The sequence below is a fragment of the Govania unica genome (assembly GCF_027920805.1).
In the GTDB taxonomy this organism is placed as follows: domain Bacteria; phylum Pseudomonadota; class Alphaproteobacteria; order Sphingomonadales; family Govanellaceae; genus Govanella; species Govanella unica.
Genome location: NZ_JANWOI010000001.1, coordinates 309,913 through 325,336 on the forward strand (window position 1 = coordinate 309,913; position 15,424 = coordinate 325,336).

Sequence of the window (15,424 nt, forward strand, 5' to 3'; positions counted from 1 at the left end):
GGCCTCATTCGATTGCAGGTTAAGGACATGTCATGCGGTTTCGCATCATCATCGGGCTTCTCGCGGCGCTTCTGGTCGGTTACAGCATCTATTGGTATGTGACCGCCAATCAGGCGCGGAGCGACATCGCCGCCTGGATCAAGGATCAGCAGGCGGCGGGTCATGATATCAGCTACCGCGCGCTTGAGGTGGGCGGCTACCCCTACCGTATCGAGGTTCAGGTCAAGGACGCGGTGGTCAAGGGCCATAACGGCGATGTCGCCTGGACGCTGTCGGCCCCGCATTTCGCCGTGGTATCGGCGACCTGGAAATCCGAACATAAAATCCTGTTCGCCGACCGTCTAACCCTCGATATGGGTACGCCCGGGGCGGAAGGTCAGCGCTTGATTGCCGAAGAGATGCGGGCCAGCCTCGTGTCCGATGACAAGGGAGACCCGGCGCGGGTCTCGGTGGTTGCGGATTCCCTGACCATGGAAGGTCTTGCGGCGACGGTGGCTGACGCCGCGCCCGGCGCACAGGTGGTGCCGATTGCCAAGGGCGTGCAGTTCAAGGATATGCAGTTCCATTGGCGCGCGGCGGCGGAAGCCGTGCGTGAAAAGGGTGAGGCCGACGAAACCGGCATTCAGGAGCCGCTCGCCTGGCAGATCGCCTTCATGAGCAAGGATATCCATTATCCGGAGTTCGCCGACAGTCCTTACGGCCCCGATATCAAGGATATGTCGCTGGTGTTCGAGATGCGCGGCTTGGGTATCGTGCCCGGGGCCACGCTCAAAACCATCGCCGCCTGGCGCGATCAGGGCGGGACGCTGGAATTGACTTCCGGCAGCTTCAAATGGGGCAAGCTTGATACCAAACTGAGCGGCAGCGTGACGCTCGACCAGCAGTTCCGGCCGCTTGGCGCTTTTGCCGCGCTGGTGAAGGGCTATGAGCCACTCCTCGATCATCTGCTCAAAAGCGGCGGCATCGAGCATCAGGACGCGGCGACGGTCAAAAAGATGCTGGATCAGATCATCGCCGCCGATACCGACAATGACGGCCGCCTGCGCCTGCCGCTGACCATGCAGGCCGGCCAGCTCATGCTGGGGCCGCTGCCGATTGCTGCTTTGGAACCAGTGGTCAGGCCCTGAGGGTTGTTATCCCCCGGGCCTTACTTCCCTTCGCCGGGACCGCGGCCGAAGTCGGGGCGGTTGGTTTCCTGACCGGCGTCGATGATCTGGTGGCGGATGGCGCGGGTGCGGGTGAAGAGGTCGAACAGCGCGTCGCCGTCGCCCCACCTGATATTGCGCTGAAGGGCGATCAGGTCCTCGGTGAAGCGACCAAGCATTTCAAGCACCGCGTCCTTGTTGGCGAGAAACACGTCACGCCACATGGTCGGGTCCGAGGCGGCGATGCGGGTGAAGTCGCGGAAACCCCCGGCGCTGTATTTGATCACTTCGGAATTGGTCACGGTCTCAAGATCGGATGCCGTGCCGACGATGTTATAGGCAATGAGATGCGGCACGTGGCTGGTGATGGCGAGCACCAGATCGTGATGCTTCGCCTCCATGATTTCGACCTTGCTGCCGCAGGCTTCCCAGAAGGCATGGAGTTTGGCGAGCGCCTTGGGGTCGGTGTCGGGCGTCGGCGTGAGAATGCACCAGCGGTTGTCAAACAGCGCGGCGAACCCGGCCTCAGGCCCCGATTGCTCGGTCCCGGCGACCGGATGGGCGGGGATGAAATGCACGCCCGGCGGCACATGAGGCCCGACATCGCGTAAGACCAGATCCTTGACCGACCCGACGTCGCTGAGGATCGCGCCCGGCTTGAGGTTCGGCGCGATGGCGGCGGCGATTTTGCCATAGCTGCCCACGGGGGTGCAGAGAATGACGAGATCGGCATCTTTCACCGCCTCGGCCGGGTTCTCGATGACGGCGTCGGTGATGGCGATGCGTTTCAGCGTTTCGGCGGCGGCACCCGGGCGTACACCGGCGATGACGCGCCGCGCCAGTCCCTTTTCGCGAATAACCCGCGCGAGCGACGAGCCGATGAGGCCGACGCCGATCAGGGTGATGGTGTTGAACAGAGGGGCGTCGCTCATGCCCGCTCCCCTTGGAGGAAGCGTTTGATCAAGTCGACCACGGCGCGATTGTCGTCTTCAAGGCCGATGGTCAGGCGCAGGCAATCGCCCAGGCCCTGTTTCGGCAGCCAGCGCAGGATATAACCGTGGCGCAGCAGAAAGGCGTTGGCACCTTCGGCCATGCGGTTGCTGCCTTGACCATCCGGGGCGGCAGTTTCGGGGAAGCGGATCAGGATGAAGTTGGCCTGACTGGGCACCACCGTGAGCCCGAGCGCCGTCAGTTCGACGTTGAGCCAGTCGCGCCAGCGGCGGTTATGGGCCTTGGACATGGCGATCCAATCCTGATCCAGAATGGCGGCGATGCCCGCTTGCTGGGTCGTGGTCGGCAGATTGAACGGATCCCGGCTGCGGTCGAGGATGGAGATCAGCTCCGGCTGGCCATAGCCCCAACCGAGCCTTAAGGCGGCAATGCCATAGATTTTCGAAAAGGTCCGCGTCACCAGAAGATTGGGATAGGACGGCACCAGATAATCCGGAGCCATGTAATCCGGGGCATCGGCATATTCGTCGTAAGCCGCATCGAGCACCAACAGCACGTTGTCCGGCAGTCCGGCCATCAGGCGCTCGACCTCGGACTTCGGCAGATAGGTGCCGGTCGGGTTGTTGGGATTGGCGACGAAAATGACCCGGGTCCTGTCGCTCACATGCTCAAGGATCGCATCCACATCAGCGGTCAGTTCGCGGTCCGGCACTTCGACCGGGGTCGCGCCCACGCCCATGGCGGCGATCGGATACATGGCGAAGCTGTGGCGGCTGAACAGCACTTCGTCGCCCGGGCCCGCATAGGCACGGACGGCGAGTTTCAGAATTTCGTCGGAGCCGAGGCCGCAGACGATCTGTTTCGGGTCATGGCCATGGAGCGCGCCGATGGCCGCGCGCAACTCGGCGGCGGTGGCGTCGGGGTAACGATGGAGCGTGGTCGCGGCATCCTGATAGGCGGCGATGGCCTTGGGGCTCGGCCCGAAGGGGGTCTCGTTCGACGACAGTTTGACCACTTTGGTGGCGCCATCGGCTTTCGACTTGCCGCCTTCATAGACGTCAAGGGTTTCGATCCAGGGATGCGGCGTAAGGCCAGCCATGACTCAGGTCCTATTACGTTTAAAGCGCGAGCGGCTCGGCGAAGAGCCCTGCGAGCCCAGCCTCCCCACGGACGGCTGCGGCGAGGGGGCCTTCGGCCCCGGCCACGGCATCCAGGCGGCGGGTCGCGATCAGATGGGACGCATGTCCATCGATGCCGGCTTTATACGCGGAGATGCTGGCGTCGTCGAGCCCCGCGCGGTGGGCCGCCTGAAGGATGACACTGCTGTCCATCTCGGTGCCGCGCACCAGGATCAGCGCCACATCCGCACCCATGGGCTCAGGCGGCGTGCGCGACAGCAGATAAGCATGGGGGCCGTCGCTGCTCCAGGCGGGAAGGGCGGCGACGATATGCGGCCGGTCCGCATGGCCAAGCGGCAGCGTGGTCCACCAATCGTCAAGCGTGGGTCGTGGCAGGACACCGAGCAGGGTCGGATCATGGGCCAGCGCCGTGACGATGGCACGCGGACTGGCGGCGGTGTGGATCGGGATCGCTGCGCCGAAATGGCTGCGGGCGAGATCCCACAGGCTACCTGCGCCAAAAGAAATGCCCTGGTCTTGTTGTGGGACCAAAACGTTGAACGGTGTCTGCATGTGAAGATAGGCCGAGATCATGCTGCGCCAGATGCCCAGAAGGGCAGGCAGCGGGAACGGTCCCTTGTGGGTTTCCGCAAGCTTGCGCAGGATCACGGCTTCACGGCCCGGACGGAGCGCGAGCGGGGCGGATGCGCCGCCGTCGGTTTTCTTGAGCGCGCCGAGCGCCATGACCACATCGGCCCGGCGCATCAAAAGCGCATGAATCTCGCGGTCGATGGCGTCAATATTCTGCCGGAGGTCGTCAAAGCTCGGGCTGCTGCTTTTATCGTTTGTCATGGTCTGCCGGATATGGTTTTTACTGAAACTATTAAAGGGCGGGAACATCAATGTTTCCGGGCCTTTGCGCGTTTCTTCACACTATCGGCACGCTGCCCCAAATGCAAAGATTTCTCGTGATGACGAGGGCATGTCCGTCATTACGTTTTATTGACTTTGCGGACAGGGCTGTTAGCAATCATTTCCATGAACCCATGGAACGGCCAGCTATGATTGATCCAGCTTTCTCAGCCTCGAAACATTTGAAGCCCGGCGAACGCCCGGGGCTTACGGTTGAGCTTGGGGCGCTGCATCCCTTGCGGCTCGACGGCGGGGCGGAACTTGGGCCCTTCACCATGGCCTATCAGACCTATGGCACCTTGAATGCCGCGCGCAGCAATGCGGTGCTGGTCTGCCATGCCTTGACGGGCGATCAGTTCTGCGCCGGGGACAATCCCTTCACCGGCAAGGGTGGCTGGTGGGACAAGATGATCGGGCCGGGCAAGCCGCTGGATCCTGCGCGCTATTTCATCATCTGTTCGAACGTGCTCGGGAGCTGTTACGGCACCACGGGGCCAAGCGACATCAATCCGGCGACGGGCGAGCCCTGGGGTTTGACTTTTCCCGTCATCACCATCCGCGACATGGTGCGGGCGCAGGCCATGCTGGTCGATCATCTCAATATCGAGACGTTGTTCTGCGTTATCGGCGGCTCCATGGGCGGCATGCAGGTGCTTGAATGGGCGGCGACCTATCCGGAACGGATTTTTACCGCCATCCCCATCGCCACCACCTCGAAACATTCGGCCCAGAATATCGCCTTTCATGAGGTTGGCCGGCAGGCGGTGATGGCCGATCCGAACTGGCGCGGCGGAGCTTATCTGCAGGAGGGCGTGGTGCCTCAGGCGGGGCTTGCGGTGGCGCGCATGGCGGCGCATATCACCTATATGTCGGAATCGGGCCTGACGCGCCGCTTTGGGCGCAGCCTGCAGGATCGCGATGCGCTGGCCTATGGCTTCGATGCCGAGTTCCAGATTGAAAGTTATCTGCGGCATCAGGGCACGAGCTTTGTCGATCGCTTCGACGCCAACAGCTATTTATATATCACCCGGGCCATGGATTATTTCGACCTTGCGGCCGATCACGGCGGACTGCTCGCCAAGGCTTTTGCCCATAGTGTGGCGCGCTATTGTGTTATGTCCTTCACGAGCGATTGGCTTTATCCGACGTCCGATAGCCGGGCCATCGTCCATGCCTTGAATGCGGTGGCGGCACCGGTGAGCTTTGTCGAAATTGATGTCGACAAAGGTCATGACAGCTTCCTGCTGGATGTGCCGGAAATGTTCACCATTTTGCGTGGGTTCCTTGAATCCGCAGCACGTCAGCGCGGATTGTAAGGGGATATCATGAGCGATACCGAAGCCGTCTGGGTCAATCGGCCACATGATATCCGCGTTGATCTGCTGCAGATCGCCCGCATGATCGAGCCCGGCAGCCGGGTGCTTGACGTGGGTTGCGGTGACGGCGCGTTGTTGGATTATCTGGCGCGGGAACGCGGCGCCGATGCGCGCGGGATCGAGCTTAGTCAGGCTGGCGTCAATGCCTGCGTGACGCGCGGACTGTCGGTGGTGCAGGGGGACGCTGATAGCGACCTCAAGGACTATCCGTCGAAAGCCTTTGATTATGTCATCCTGAGCCAGACGCTGCAGGCGACCTATCGCCCGCGCGATGTGGTGAGCGAGCTGTTGCGCATCGGCAAGCGGGCCATCGTGTCATTTCCGAATTTCGGCTATTGGCGGGTGCGCTTCAATCTGTTGCTGACGGGGCGCATGCCGAACACCGGCACGCTCGACAACCCCTGGCATACGACGCCGAATATTCATCTTTGCACGGTGCGCGATTTCGTCATCCTGTGCGATGAATTGGGCGTCGTGATTGAAAAAGGTCTGGCCATCGGCAAAGGTGGCAATCCGATCACTTGGGCACAGCCTTTGTGGCTTGCGAACTGGGCCGCTGATCAGGGTCTTTTTGTTCTCCGTAAGGAAGATTGAGCGGCTGGGCTTGTGGTCTTGCGGGTGACCACGGGCAGACGGTGCAGTTTGGCGCGGGACGGGATCAGTCCGTTCGACGCATAGATACGTTTCTCCGCCTCCATCAGCAGCACGCCACCAAGGCCAGGCCATAGCTTGCGACCGGGTTGTTCAGTGGCCCTTAGGGTGCGGATTCCGGCGCGTGGGGGCGAAAACAGGGTGTATTTGCGGCTGGCGGGCGTGAACATGTGATCGCGCAGCAGGGTTTCAAGCTGCCCACGGCTGAACGGCTGACCATGGCCGAAGGGTGTGCGGTCGGAAATGGTCCAGGGCCCGGTGCGGTTCGGCACCACCGTCAGAATACGTCCGCCGGGCCGAAGCACGCGCCAGACCTCGCGCAACATGGCCCGGGTTTCCTCGGCGGTTTCAAGCACATGGACCATAAGTACGCGGTCGATGCTTTCATCCGCCAAAGGCAGCAGGGTCTCACGCGCGAGGGCGCTCAGATTGCCGCGTGCGCTGTCCGGGGTCCAGGGATGCACGCCCTGCGCCGCCGGGCTGATATTGATCACCCGTTCCGGGCGGTCATCCATGAAGAGATCGAGATAAGGCGTGGCATAGCCAAGTCCAAGTACGGCAAAGCCGGTCACACGCGGCCACATCTCGCGGATGCGGGCGCCGACCAGGCGGGCGGTCGCGGCTCCGAGACGCGAAGCATAAAAGTCACGGAGCCGGACGACATCAAGATGCATTGTGACAAACCTCCATACGGAGATTTGTTTTAGTACATATGCTGGCCGCCGTTAATAGAAAGGGTGGAGCCGGTCATGAAACCGGCGTCGTCGGACGCGAGAAACAGCACACCGCGCGCGATTTCATCCGCATGGCCAAGCCGTCCAGCCGGTATTTTGGCGATGATTTTATCCAGCACGGCCTGCGGCACCGCCGCCACCATGTCGGTTTCCGTGTAGCCCGGAGCAAGCGCATTCACGGTGATGCCATAGCGCGCGCCTTCCTGGGCCAATGCCTTGGTGAAACCATGGATGCCGGCCTTGGTGGCGCAATAGTTGGTCTGGCCGAACTGTCCGGACTGACCATTGACGGAGCTGATATTGATGATGCGGCCGAACTTGCGTTCGGTCATGGCGGGGAATACCGCCTTTGACATGCTGAAGCAGGAGGTCAGGTTGGTGTCGATGACCGCTTTCCATTGCTCGATGGTCATTTTCAGCAAGGAGGTATCGCGGGTGATGCCGGCATTGTTGACCAGCACATCGATAGGGCCGAGGTCGGCGACCACGGTGGCGACGCCGGCCTGACAGGCGTCATGGTCGGCGACGTCCCATTTATAGGCCTTGATGGCATGGTCTTTGGTGAAGGTCTGAGCGGCGTCGTCATTGCCGCAATAATTGGCGGCGACTTTGTAACCTGCAGACTGAAGGGCAAGAGAAATGGCCTTGCCGATGCCACGGGTCCCCCCCGTGACGAGCGCAACGCGAGTCATGGTCCGTAGTCCTTTCTGGTTGACGTCCTGTTCGTTTCGTCTTTTTTATCCGCGCCATTTTTGGCGTCGGTTCAGTCCGGGGTTGAGTCCCTGGCCCCTGTTATGGGGCGGTGCCGGGTTTGAGCCCGGCACCGCCAGTCAGATCAGTCTCAGCGTTCGACGCAGAGCGCGATGCCCATGCCGCCGCCGATGCAGAGCGTGGCGAGGCCGCGCTTGGCGTCACGCTTTTGCATTTCATGAAGCAGGGTCACGAGCACGCGTGCGCCCGATGCGCCGATCGGATGGCCAAGCGCGATGGCGCCGCCGTTGACGTTGACGCGGTCGAGATTCCAGCCCATTTCCTTGTTGACCGCACAGGCCTGTGCGGCAAAGGCTTCGTTCGCTTCAATGAGGTCGAGGTCATCGACCGACCAGCCAGCCTTTTCAAGCGCCTTGCGGCTGGCCGGGATCGGACCAGTGCCCATGAGCGCCGGATCAACCCCCGCCTGTGCCCAGGAGGCAATGCGGGCCAGCGGCGTGAGGCCGCGCTTTTTGGCTTCGTCAGCGGACATCAGCACAAGTGCCGCCGCGCCGTCATTGATGCCGCTTGCGTTCGCCGCAGTGACGCTGCCTTCTTTGTCAAAGGCGGGCTTGAGGCCGGAGACGCTGTCGAGCGTCGCGCCATGGCGAATATATTCGTCATCGGCCACCGTTACCTCGCCCTTGCGGGTCTTGATGACGACGGGGACGATTTCATCCTTGAAGCGGCCGGACGTCTGCGCCGCTTCGGCCTTGTTCTGGGAGGCGACGGCGAAGCTGTCCTGATCGGCGCGGGTGATCTGATATTGCTTGGCCACATTTTCGGCGGTGACGCCCATGTGGTAATTGTTCATGGCGCACCACAGGCCGTCCTTGATCATGCTGTCGACGAGCTTGCCGTCGCCCATGCGGATGCCGTTCCGCAAGTAAGCCACATGGACCGATTGCGACATGCTTTCCTGACCGCCAGCGATGACGATGGCGCTGTCGCCGTTCTTGATGGCCTGGGCGCCAAGGGCCACGGCGCGGAGGCCGGAGCCGCAGACCTGATTGACGATCCAGGCCGGGGTTTCGATGGCGACACCGGCGGCGATGGCGGCTTGACGGGCCGGATTCTGACCTTCGCCCGCGGTCAGGACCTGACCGAGGATGACTTCGGAGACGTCGGCGGGTGCGACTTGTGCGCGGCTCAACGCTTCGACGATGGCGATGCGGCCCAGTTCATGGGCCGAAACGGCGGCAAGCGTGCCGTTGAATGAGCCGATCGGCGTGCGGGCGGCACTGACAATTACGACTTCGGTCATAGGGTAGCCTTTCCGTGTGGTGTTATGACGATTGTTGATAGCTGTTGTCCGCTGCAGAGGACAAACATGCCGTATCATATCACCATCCGTCACGGGGGCGAGATGGCTCCGGGGATTATTTTGCGCTGCAATATATATCCGGTGGCGAGAGGGAGGGCAAGAAATTTGTCCGGACAAATCTGGTTGCAGTCAGTGCGCCAGCAACCAGTCGGCAAGGCCGGGCCACAGCCGGGTTTTGGCGTCGGGGGCGGCCAGCATGGTCACATGACCATGGGCGGCACGCAGGACGTCGGCCTGTTTGATCTGATTGGCGAGGGCCAGCGCCGAGGCGGGGGGCACGATGCGGTCGGCGCGCGGCGCCACGATCAGCGTCGGACAGGTGACGCGGGCGGCATCAATGACCTCTCCAGCCACCTGCCAGGCTCCAAGCGCGGGGCTGTTGCTGCCATACCAGCCATAAAGACATTCTTCGGCCACCGCGCGCGGCAGCGGGGTGCCATCATTGGCCCAATCCTCGATGGCGACGAAGGCCTGGGCGGCCGGGCTCGCCGGGTCCATATGGGCAAAGCGGCGAAATTTGCGATCATTGAGCGTGGGGTCGAGGCTGGCGAAAAAGATCTGCAACAGATCAATCGGAATGGGCATGTTCGGCGGTAGATTGTTGATGGATCCGGTCAACATGGTTGTCAGTGCGCGGATGAGGGTGACGCTGGTGGCGTGAAAATCCCACGGGGCGGCCAGCAGCAGCAGCGAACGAATAAGATCGGGCCGTCTTTGCGCGAGCGCGAGCGCCAGCGTGCCACCCATGCAATAGCCGACAATATGCACCGGCCCGCCTGTTTTCGTCACCATGGCCTCAAGCGCCGGTTCGAGCCGCTCGGTGATATAGTCGCTGAGCGTGAAGCCGCATTCCTCGGTTCCGGGGCTGCCCCAGTCAAGGAGAGCCGGGCGCAGGCCGCGCGTTCCAAGATATTCCATGAAACTGCGGTCGGGTTCGAGATCGAGAATATAGGACGGATTGATGAGCGACGGGATGGCCAGCACCCCGGGGGCGGGCTTGCGGCCGCCAAAACCCAAAAGGCGGCTGGTGCCAAAATCTGCCAGGCTGCGCCGGACCGGAGCCTTGCGCCGCCACGGATGCTGATGATAGGCGGTGAGGCCCCGGGTCATGTCCGACACGCGCTGTTGCGCCGTCGCCAGCACGGCGTTTGCGAGCAGGAACCCATTGGTGCCGAGGGCCTGTTTGCGCAATGCGTTGGCTTCGGCGGTGAGGCTTTTATGAATGACCGGCAGGCCGACAAGAAAGCTTGGCAGCGCCGCCGCACCACCCATCCAGGTCGCCGAGCTCAGCATCAGATGAAAGCCGAGCGGCCGCGGGGCCAGGCGGCGATCGAAAGGGGCCTGCGGCTCGGGGATATATGTCATGATGTGCCCGTCTTTGGGATCTTGTTGGTCGAGATCCATTGACGGGCCAGATTCTCAACCAGGGCGAGCGGCGGGCCGCTTTGCGGGTCCGTGGCCCAGGCCGCCATGTTGCGCTGCCAAAGATCAAGAAAGGCTGCGGCAATGATCGCAACTTCCTCCGTGGAACTTACCGGAGAAGGTTGATTTTGATCTGGACTCACGGGTGGGTCTTGCTGATCGGCCATGGGGCAGGGGATCCATATTGCGGCAGCTGATCCGAAGTTTGCGGTGCTTTCTGCTGTACTGCAACAAATCTCTTGCGCGCAGCAACAAATACAGGGCTATACTAAAGATTGTCATATTCCTGGGGGACAGGGAGTTTTTGCGTGGTTGACCAAAGCACTGATAAAGAGCCCGTTGTCATCAAGAAATATGCCAACCGGCGTTTGTATAATACCGAGTCATCAAGCTATGTGACGCTTGAGCATCTTTGTCAGATGGTCAAGGATGGTCGGGATTTTGTGGTCCGCGACGCCAAGACCGGTGAGGACATCACCCATTCCGTTCTGACCCAGATCATTTTCGAGGAAGAGAGCAAAAGCGGTCAGACGCTGTTGCCGATCAACTTCCTGCGTCAGCTGATTTCCTTCTATGGCAATGGGTTGCAATCGGTTCTGCCGGGCTATCTTGAAGCCACCATGGAAATGTTCTCGCGCAATCAGGATCAATACCGCGATTATTTTCAGCAGCATTTCGCCCCGGCCAAGGCCTTCGCCTCATCGTTCGAGGAAATCGCACGCCAGAATATGGCGGTGTTCGAGCGGGCGAGCCGGATGTTCACCCCTTTCGTTCAGCCCGACGCCATGGCTGGCACGGAGCCGGAGCCCCAGGCCAAGGCCGAGCCGAAACAACCCGCTGAAGACTTCGCCGGTACGGCCCTTAAGTCATTGCGCGACCAACTGGACGCCATGCAGGCTCAGATCGACAGTCTGAGCAAAAAGGGCTAGGGCCCTCTCAGCGAGAACGGTGAGCTGTTAAGAAAGGCTGGATCCTGTCGCTGCGCTCAGGATGACTTTAAGCTGTCATACGCGGGCTTGACCCGCGTATCCATGTGGGGTGGGCGCGGACTCTGTCGAGCCGTAAGCCTCCACTGTTCAGACAGTCACCCCGAAAGTTTCGCCGCCATTTGAGAGATAGGCCGTCTCCTCGTCCGTGGAGCTGCGGCCGAGGATGGCGTTCCGATGCGGGAAGCGGCCGAAGCGGCGAATGATGTCGCGGTGCGCTTCGGCATATTTCAGATAATCATGAAGATCGGCACGTTCGCGGATGAGGCTAATGGCTTCCTCCTGATCCGCGAGCTTTTCGCTGTGCTCGAACGGCAGATAAAAGAAAATGCGCCGATCGACCGGTGTTTCAAGATCGTGACCATGCTCGATAGCCTCCCGCGCAACGGTGAGCGCGAGGCCGTCGGTGGCATAGGCCCGGGCCTTGTCGCGGAACATGTTGCGGGGAAACTGATCCAGCAGCAGCACAAGCGCAAGCGCCCAGGTCGGCCGCAGCAGCCAGAGTTCGGCATGTTCAAGGCTTATGGCCTGGGCTTCATAGACCTTGAGAAAGCGCGTGCGCAACAGGCTGTCGGTCTCATCCGAAGTCGCGAACCAGCCGTTTGGCCCGATGTCGTGGAACCAGGTCTTCAGAATGTCGTCAGCTTCGGTTGTCATAGGGGGTTCTCCATAGGTGACAGCGGGAGGAGGAGATTTAACTATTATACGCCTTGCCGCGAGATTGCCGCAATCAGGCCCAACTGATGCCAGGATCGGGCGGCATGCTGTGATTATGGAAAGAGCCCATGCGGCGGCTTAAGGAGACCTTCCATGATCCAGGCCATGATGATTGAAGATGATCAACTGCAGCAGACGGCGTTGCGTTTGATGCGTTGCCTCGGCAGCCGGGCCGCGCGGGATTATTGCCTGGCTCAGGAGTGGCGGAGTTTGTACGAGCAGATTTGCGTGCTCGAAGGCCGGACGGCCGGGCAGCCGACGCTGGCGTCTTAATGTTAAACATCATTGCCGGGCGTGGACACCGACAATCCATGGTTCAAGCAGCTGCCCCTCGGCCCGGTGGATTACCGGGTCAAGCCCGGTAATGACAGCAGTAGGATAGGGCGGGCAATCTGAATTTAGCGAGTCGGAGGAGATTTCCTCACGTCAGCATCTTAAGCTGTCATTACCGGGCTTGACCCGGCAATCCATGGTTCAAGCAGTTGCCCCTCGGCCCGATGGATTACCGGGTCAAGCCCGGTAATGACAGTAGGGAGATAGGGTGCGGACTGAACTCAGCGAGTCGGAATGGGGACTTCACCGCGATAGTCGTAAAAGCCGCGCATGGTCTTTTTGCCGAGCCAGCCGGCTTCCACATATTTGACCAGCAGCGGGCAGGGCCGGTATTTCGAGTCGGCGAGGCCTTCATAGAGTACCTGCATGATCGACAGGCAGGTGTCGAGGCCGATGAAGTCGGCGAGCTGCAGCGGGCCCATGGGGTGATTGGCGCCAAGCCGCATGGCGGTATCGATGGCTTCGACCGAACCAACGCCTTCATACAGCGTATAGATCGCTTCGTTGATCATCGGCAGCAGGATGCGGTTGACGATGAAGGCCGGGAAATCTTCAGCGTTTGCTGTGGTCTTGCCGAGCTTGTCGGTGAATTTGCGCACGCGCTGGAAGGTGTCTTCGCTGGTGGCGATACCGCGGATCAGCTCCACAAGCTGCATCACCGGCACCGGATTCATGAAATGCAGGCCGATGAATTGCTCCGGGCGGTCAGTGACGGCGGCCAGGCGGGTGATGGAAATCGACGAGGTGTTGGAAGCGAGAATGGCGGTCGGCTTGAGATGCGGACAGAGTTCCTTGAAGATCTCGCGCTTGATATGCTCGTTCTCGGTCGCCGCCTCGATCACCAGATCGGCATCGTTGAGCGAATCGTAGCTATCAGCCAGCGAAATATGGCCAATGGCGTTGTCCATGACGGACTGGGCGATCTTGTTGCGCTGCACCTGACGTTGCATGTTGTGGCGGATGGTTTCAAGTCCGGCGCTGGCCCGTTCCATGGTGACGTCCTTGAGAACGACATCATAGCCCGCGAGCGACGCCACGTGAGCAATGCCATTGCCCATCTGCCCCGCACCAATCACACCAACTTTTACAACCATTTTGCTTATTCCGCTTTCGTGGGAGCCTGGCCGTGCCTGCTGCCCACCGGGGCGGTCCGCACAAAGTCTCAGGCATAGAGTCTTAGGTTCAAAACGAACTTGGATATAAAACGTCACGCCGCGCGGGTTTTGCCCCGCGCGGCCTGTCTTTCGACCTTACAATGCTTTTTCCAGCTCGGGAAGAGCCTGGAACAGATCGGCCACGAGACCGTAATCGGCCACCTGGAAGATTGGAGCGTCTTCGTCCTTGTTGATGGCGACGATGACTTTCGAGTCCTTCATCCCGGCGAGATGCTGGATCGCGCCCGAAATGCCAACGGCCACATAGAGGTCCGGGGCCACGATCTTGCCGGTCTGGCCGACCTGATAGTCGTTCGGCACGAAACCAGCATCGACGGCCGCGCGGGAGGCGCCGACGGCGGCTCCGAGCTTGTCGGCCACAGCCTCGATGAGCTTGAAATTCTCGCCCGAGCCCATGCCGCGACCGCCGGAGACGATGATCTTGGCGCTGGCGAGTTCTGGACGCTCGGACTTCGAGAGTTCTTGACCTTCGAAGGTCGACAGGCCCGAATTGTCGGCCGAAGCGACAGCTTGAACACTGGCGGACCCACCCGTGGCCGCAGCTTTCGCGAAGACGGTCGGACGGATGGTGAGGACTTTTTTGGCGTCGGACGTCTGCACGGTGGCGATGGCGTTCCCGGCATAGATCGGACGCTCGAACGTGTCGGCCGAGATCACGGCGGTCACTTCGGAGATCTGCGCCACATCGAGGGCGGCGGCCACGCGCGGCATGAAATTCTTGCCGGTGGTGGTGGCGGGCGCGATGATCGCGTCATAGGATCCGGCGAGGCCGATCACCAGATTGGCGAGGTTTTCCGCGAGCGGATGCGCATAAGCCGCGTCATCGGCGAGCAACACCTTGCGCACGCCGACGATCTTGGCGGCGGCGTCAGCGGCGGCCTGTACGCCCTGACCGGCCACCAGCACATCGACGTCGCCAAAGGTGGCGGCGGCGGTGACGGCGCTCAGGGTCGCGTCCTTGATGGACGTGGCGTCATGTTCAGCAAATACCAGTGCGGCCATGATCAGATCACTCCCACTTCGTTTTTCAGTTTGTCGACCAGTTCCTGCACCGAGGCGACCTTGACGCCAGACTTGCGCTTGGGCGGTTCGCTCACTTTGAGGGTCTTGAGGCGCGGGGTCATGTCGACGCCATAATCAGCGGCGCTTTTTTCGTCGAGCTGCTTTTTCTTGGCCTTCATGATGTTCGGCAGCGACGCATAGCGCGGCTCGTTCAGGCGGAGGTCGGTGGTGACGATGGCAGGGAGCTTGAGGTTCACGGTTTCAAGACCGCCGTCGATTTCGCGCGTTACCCGCAGCGTACCGTCCAGCACTTCAAGCTTCGAGGCAAAGGTGCCCTGGCCCCAGCCGAGCAGTTGCCCAAGCATCTGGCCGGTCTGGTTGTTGTCGCCGTCAATGGCCTGTTTGCCAAGAATGACAAGGTCGGCTTTTTCGTCCAACGCGATGGCCTTCAGAACCTTGGCGATGGCGAGCGGTTCGGCGTCCACATCGGTCTTGACGAGAATGCCCCGGTCGGCGCCCATGGCGAGCGCGGTGCGGATGGTTTCCTGCGCCTGTGCCGGGCCCACGGAGACCGCGATGATTTCCGTCGCCTTGCCCGCTTCTTTCAAGCGGATCGCCTCTTCGATGGCGATTTCGTCGAAGGGGTTCATGGACATTTTCACATTGGCGAGTTCGACGCCGCTCTGATCGGCCTTGACGCGAATTTTCACGTTATAGTCGACCACCCGCTTGACGGGGACGAGTATTTTCATCGGAAGCCCTTTTCCTTTGCCTAAACTTTGCCGTCCGTTTCCCGGGCCAGCTAACCTTATTTCTACTGTCTGCCTT

The 15,424-nt window shown here is 61.1% G+C and carries 17 protein-coding genes; 5 read left to right on the forward strand and 12 right to left on the reverse strand.

What is annotated here, in order from left to right:
• Positions 1-32: 32 nt before the first annotated feature.
• A complete protein-coding gene (locus NYP16_RS01350) occupies positions 33-1,127 on the forward strand; it encodes a DUF2125 domain-containing protein (RefSeq protein ID WP_274942310.1) in 1,095 nt (364 codons plus the stop codon).
• Between the two features lie 20 nt (positions 1,128-1,147).
• Here NYP16_RS01350 and NYP16_RS01355 read toward each other — a convergent pair whose 3' ends face one another.
• Genes NYP16_RS01355 through NYP16_RS01365 form a run of 3 tightly spaced genes read right to left on the reverse strand, consistent with a single transcriptional unit; the run spans position 1,148 to position 4,066 of the window.
• Complete coding sequence (locus NYP16_RS01355; protein WP_274942311.1) at positions 1,148-2,077, reverse strand: prephenate/arogenate dehydrogenase family protein; 930 nt, start codon at positions 2,075-2,077, stop codon at positions 1,148-1,150.
• On the reverse strand, positions 2,074-3,195 hold the full coding sequence (gene hisC, locus NYP16_RS01360; protein WP_274942312.1) for a histidinol-phosphate transaminase: 1,122 nt from the start codon (positions 3,193-3,195) through the stop codon (positions 2,074-2,076). The genes NYP16_RS01355 and hisC overlap by 4 nt, the downstream gene beginning before the upstream one ends.
• A gap of 19 nt (positions 3,196-3,214) precedes the next feature.
• Complete coding sequence (locus tag NYP16_RS01365; protein ID WP_274942313.1) at positions 3,215-4,066, reverse strand: chorismate mutase; 852 nt, start codon at positions 4,064-4,066, stop codon at positions 3,215-3,217.
• A gap of 209 nt (positions 4,067-4,275) precedes the next feature.
• Between NYP16_RS01365 and metX the strand changes: the two genes are divergently transcribed.
• Both metX and metW read left to right on the forward strand, forming a co-directional pair.
• On the forward strand, positions 4,276-5,442 hold the full coding sequence (gene metX, locus NYP16_RS01370; RefSeq protein ID WP_274942314.1) for a homoserine O-acetyltransferase MetX: 1,167 nt from the start codon (positions 4,276-4,278) through the stop codon (positions 5,440-5,442).
• A 9-nt stretch (positions 5,443-5,451) separates the two neighbouring features.
• On the forward strand, positions 5,452-6,096 hold the full coding sequence (gene metW, locus NYP16_RS01375) for a methionine biosynthesis protein MetW (protein ID WP_274942315.1): 645 nt from the start codon (positions 5,452-5,454) through the stop codon (positions 6,094-6,096).
• On the opposite strand, the gene NYP16_RS01380 is transcribed toward metW, so the two are convergent.
• The 5 genes from NYP16_RS01380 to NYP16_RS01400 all read right to left on the reverse strand — a co-directional run bounded on the left by NYP16_RS01380 (position 6,063) and on the right by NYP16_RS01400 (position 10,526).
• Complete coding sequence (locus tag NYP16_RS01380; protein ID WP_274942316.1) at positions 6,063-6,827, reverse strand: class I SAM-dependent methyltransferase; 765 nt, start codon at positions 6,825-6,827, stop codon at positions 6,063-6,065. The genes metW and NYP16_RS01380 overlap by 34 nt on opposite strands.
• A gap of 29 nt (positions 6,828-6,856) precedes the next feature.
• Entirely contained in the window at positions 6,857-7,579 is a 723-nt protein-coding gene (phbB, locus tag NYP16_RS01385; protein WP_274942317.1) for an acetoacetyl-CoA reductase, read from the reverse strand.
• Between the two features lie 149 nt (positions 7,580-7,728).
• The gene (locus NYP16_RS01390) at positions 7,729-8,901 is read right to left on the reverse strand and encodes an acetyl-CoA C-acetyltransferase (RefSeq protein ID WP_274942318.1); all 1,173 of its coding nucleotides are present in this window, start codon (positions 8,899-8,901) and stop codon (positions 7,729-7,731) included.
• A 189-nt stretch (positions 8,902-9,090) separates the two neighbouring features.
• Positions 9,091-10,326, reverse strand: a complete 1,236-nt coding sequence (locus NYP16_RS01395; protein WP_274942319.1) for an alpha/beta fold hydrolase — start codon at positions 10,324-10,326, stop codon at positions 9,091-9,093.
• A complete protein-coding gene (locus NYP16_RS01400) occupies positions 10,323-10,526 on the reverse strand; it encodes a hypothetical protein (protein ID WP_274942320.1) in 204 nt (67 codons plus the stop codon). Before NYP16_RS01400 ends, NYP16_RS01395 begins: the two co-directional genes overlap by 4 nt.
• Before the next feature lie 165 nt (positions 10,527-10,691).
• On the opposite strand from NYP16_RS01400, the gene phaR reads away from it, so the two are divergent.
• Positions 10,692-11,312, forward strand: a complete 621-nt coding sequence (phaR, locus tag NYP16_RS01405; RefSeq protein ID WP_274942321.1) for a polyhydroxyalkanoate synthesis repressor PhaR — start codon at positions 10,692-10,694, stop codon at positions 11,310-11,312.
• A gap of 147 nt (positions 11,313-11,459) precedes the next feature.
• Here the strand turns inward: phaR and NYP16_RS01410 are convergent, their stop codons facing one another.
• A complete protein-coding gene (locus NYP16_RS01410) occupies positions 11,460-12,026 on the reverse strand; it encodes a DUF924 family protein (RefSeq protein ID WP_274942322.1) in 567 nt (188 codons plus the stop codon).
• Positions 12,027-12,179: 153 nt separating this feature from the next.
• Here NYP16_RS01410 and NYP16_RS01415 point away from each other — a divergent pair, with 153 nt between their 5' ends.
• Entirely contained in the window at positions 12,180-12,359 is a 180-nt protein-coding gene (locus NYP16_RS01415) for a hypothetical protein (RefSeq protein WP_274942323.1), read from the forward strand.
• Positions 12,360-12,640: 281 nt separating this feature from the next.
• On the opposite strand, the gene NYP16_RS01420 is transcribed toward NYP16_RS01415, so the two are convergent.
• From NYP16_RS01420 to NYP16_RS01430, 3 genes are all read right to left on the reverse strand, one after another.
• Complete coding sequence (locus tag NYP16_RS01420) at positions 12,641-13,513, reverse strand: 3-hydroxybutyryl-CoA dehydrogenase (RefSeq protein ID WP_274942324.1); 873 nt, start codon at positions 13,511-13,513, stop codon at positions 12,641-12,643.
• Positions 13,514-13,669: 156 nt separating this feature from the next.
• Positions 13,670-14,596 (reverse strand): electron transfer flavoprotein subunit alpha/FixB family protein, encoded by a 927-nt coding sequence (locus tag NYP16_RS01425; protein WP_274942325.1) that lies wholly within the window; start codon positions 14,594-14,596, stop codon positions 13,670-13,672.
• A gap of 2 nt (positions 14,597-14,598) precedes the next feature.
• Positions 14,599-15,348: an electron transfer flavoprotein subunit beta/FixA family protein gene (locus NYP16_RS01430; RefSeq protein ID WP_274942326.1), complete on the reverse strand. Its 750-nt coding sequence runs from the start codon at positions 15,346-15,348 to the stop codon at positions 14,599-14,601.
• Positions 15,349-15,424 lie beyond the last annotated feature (76 nt).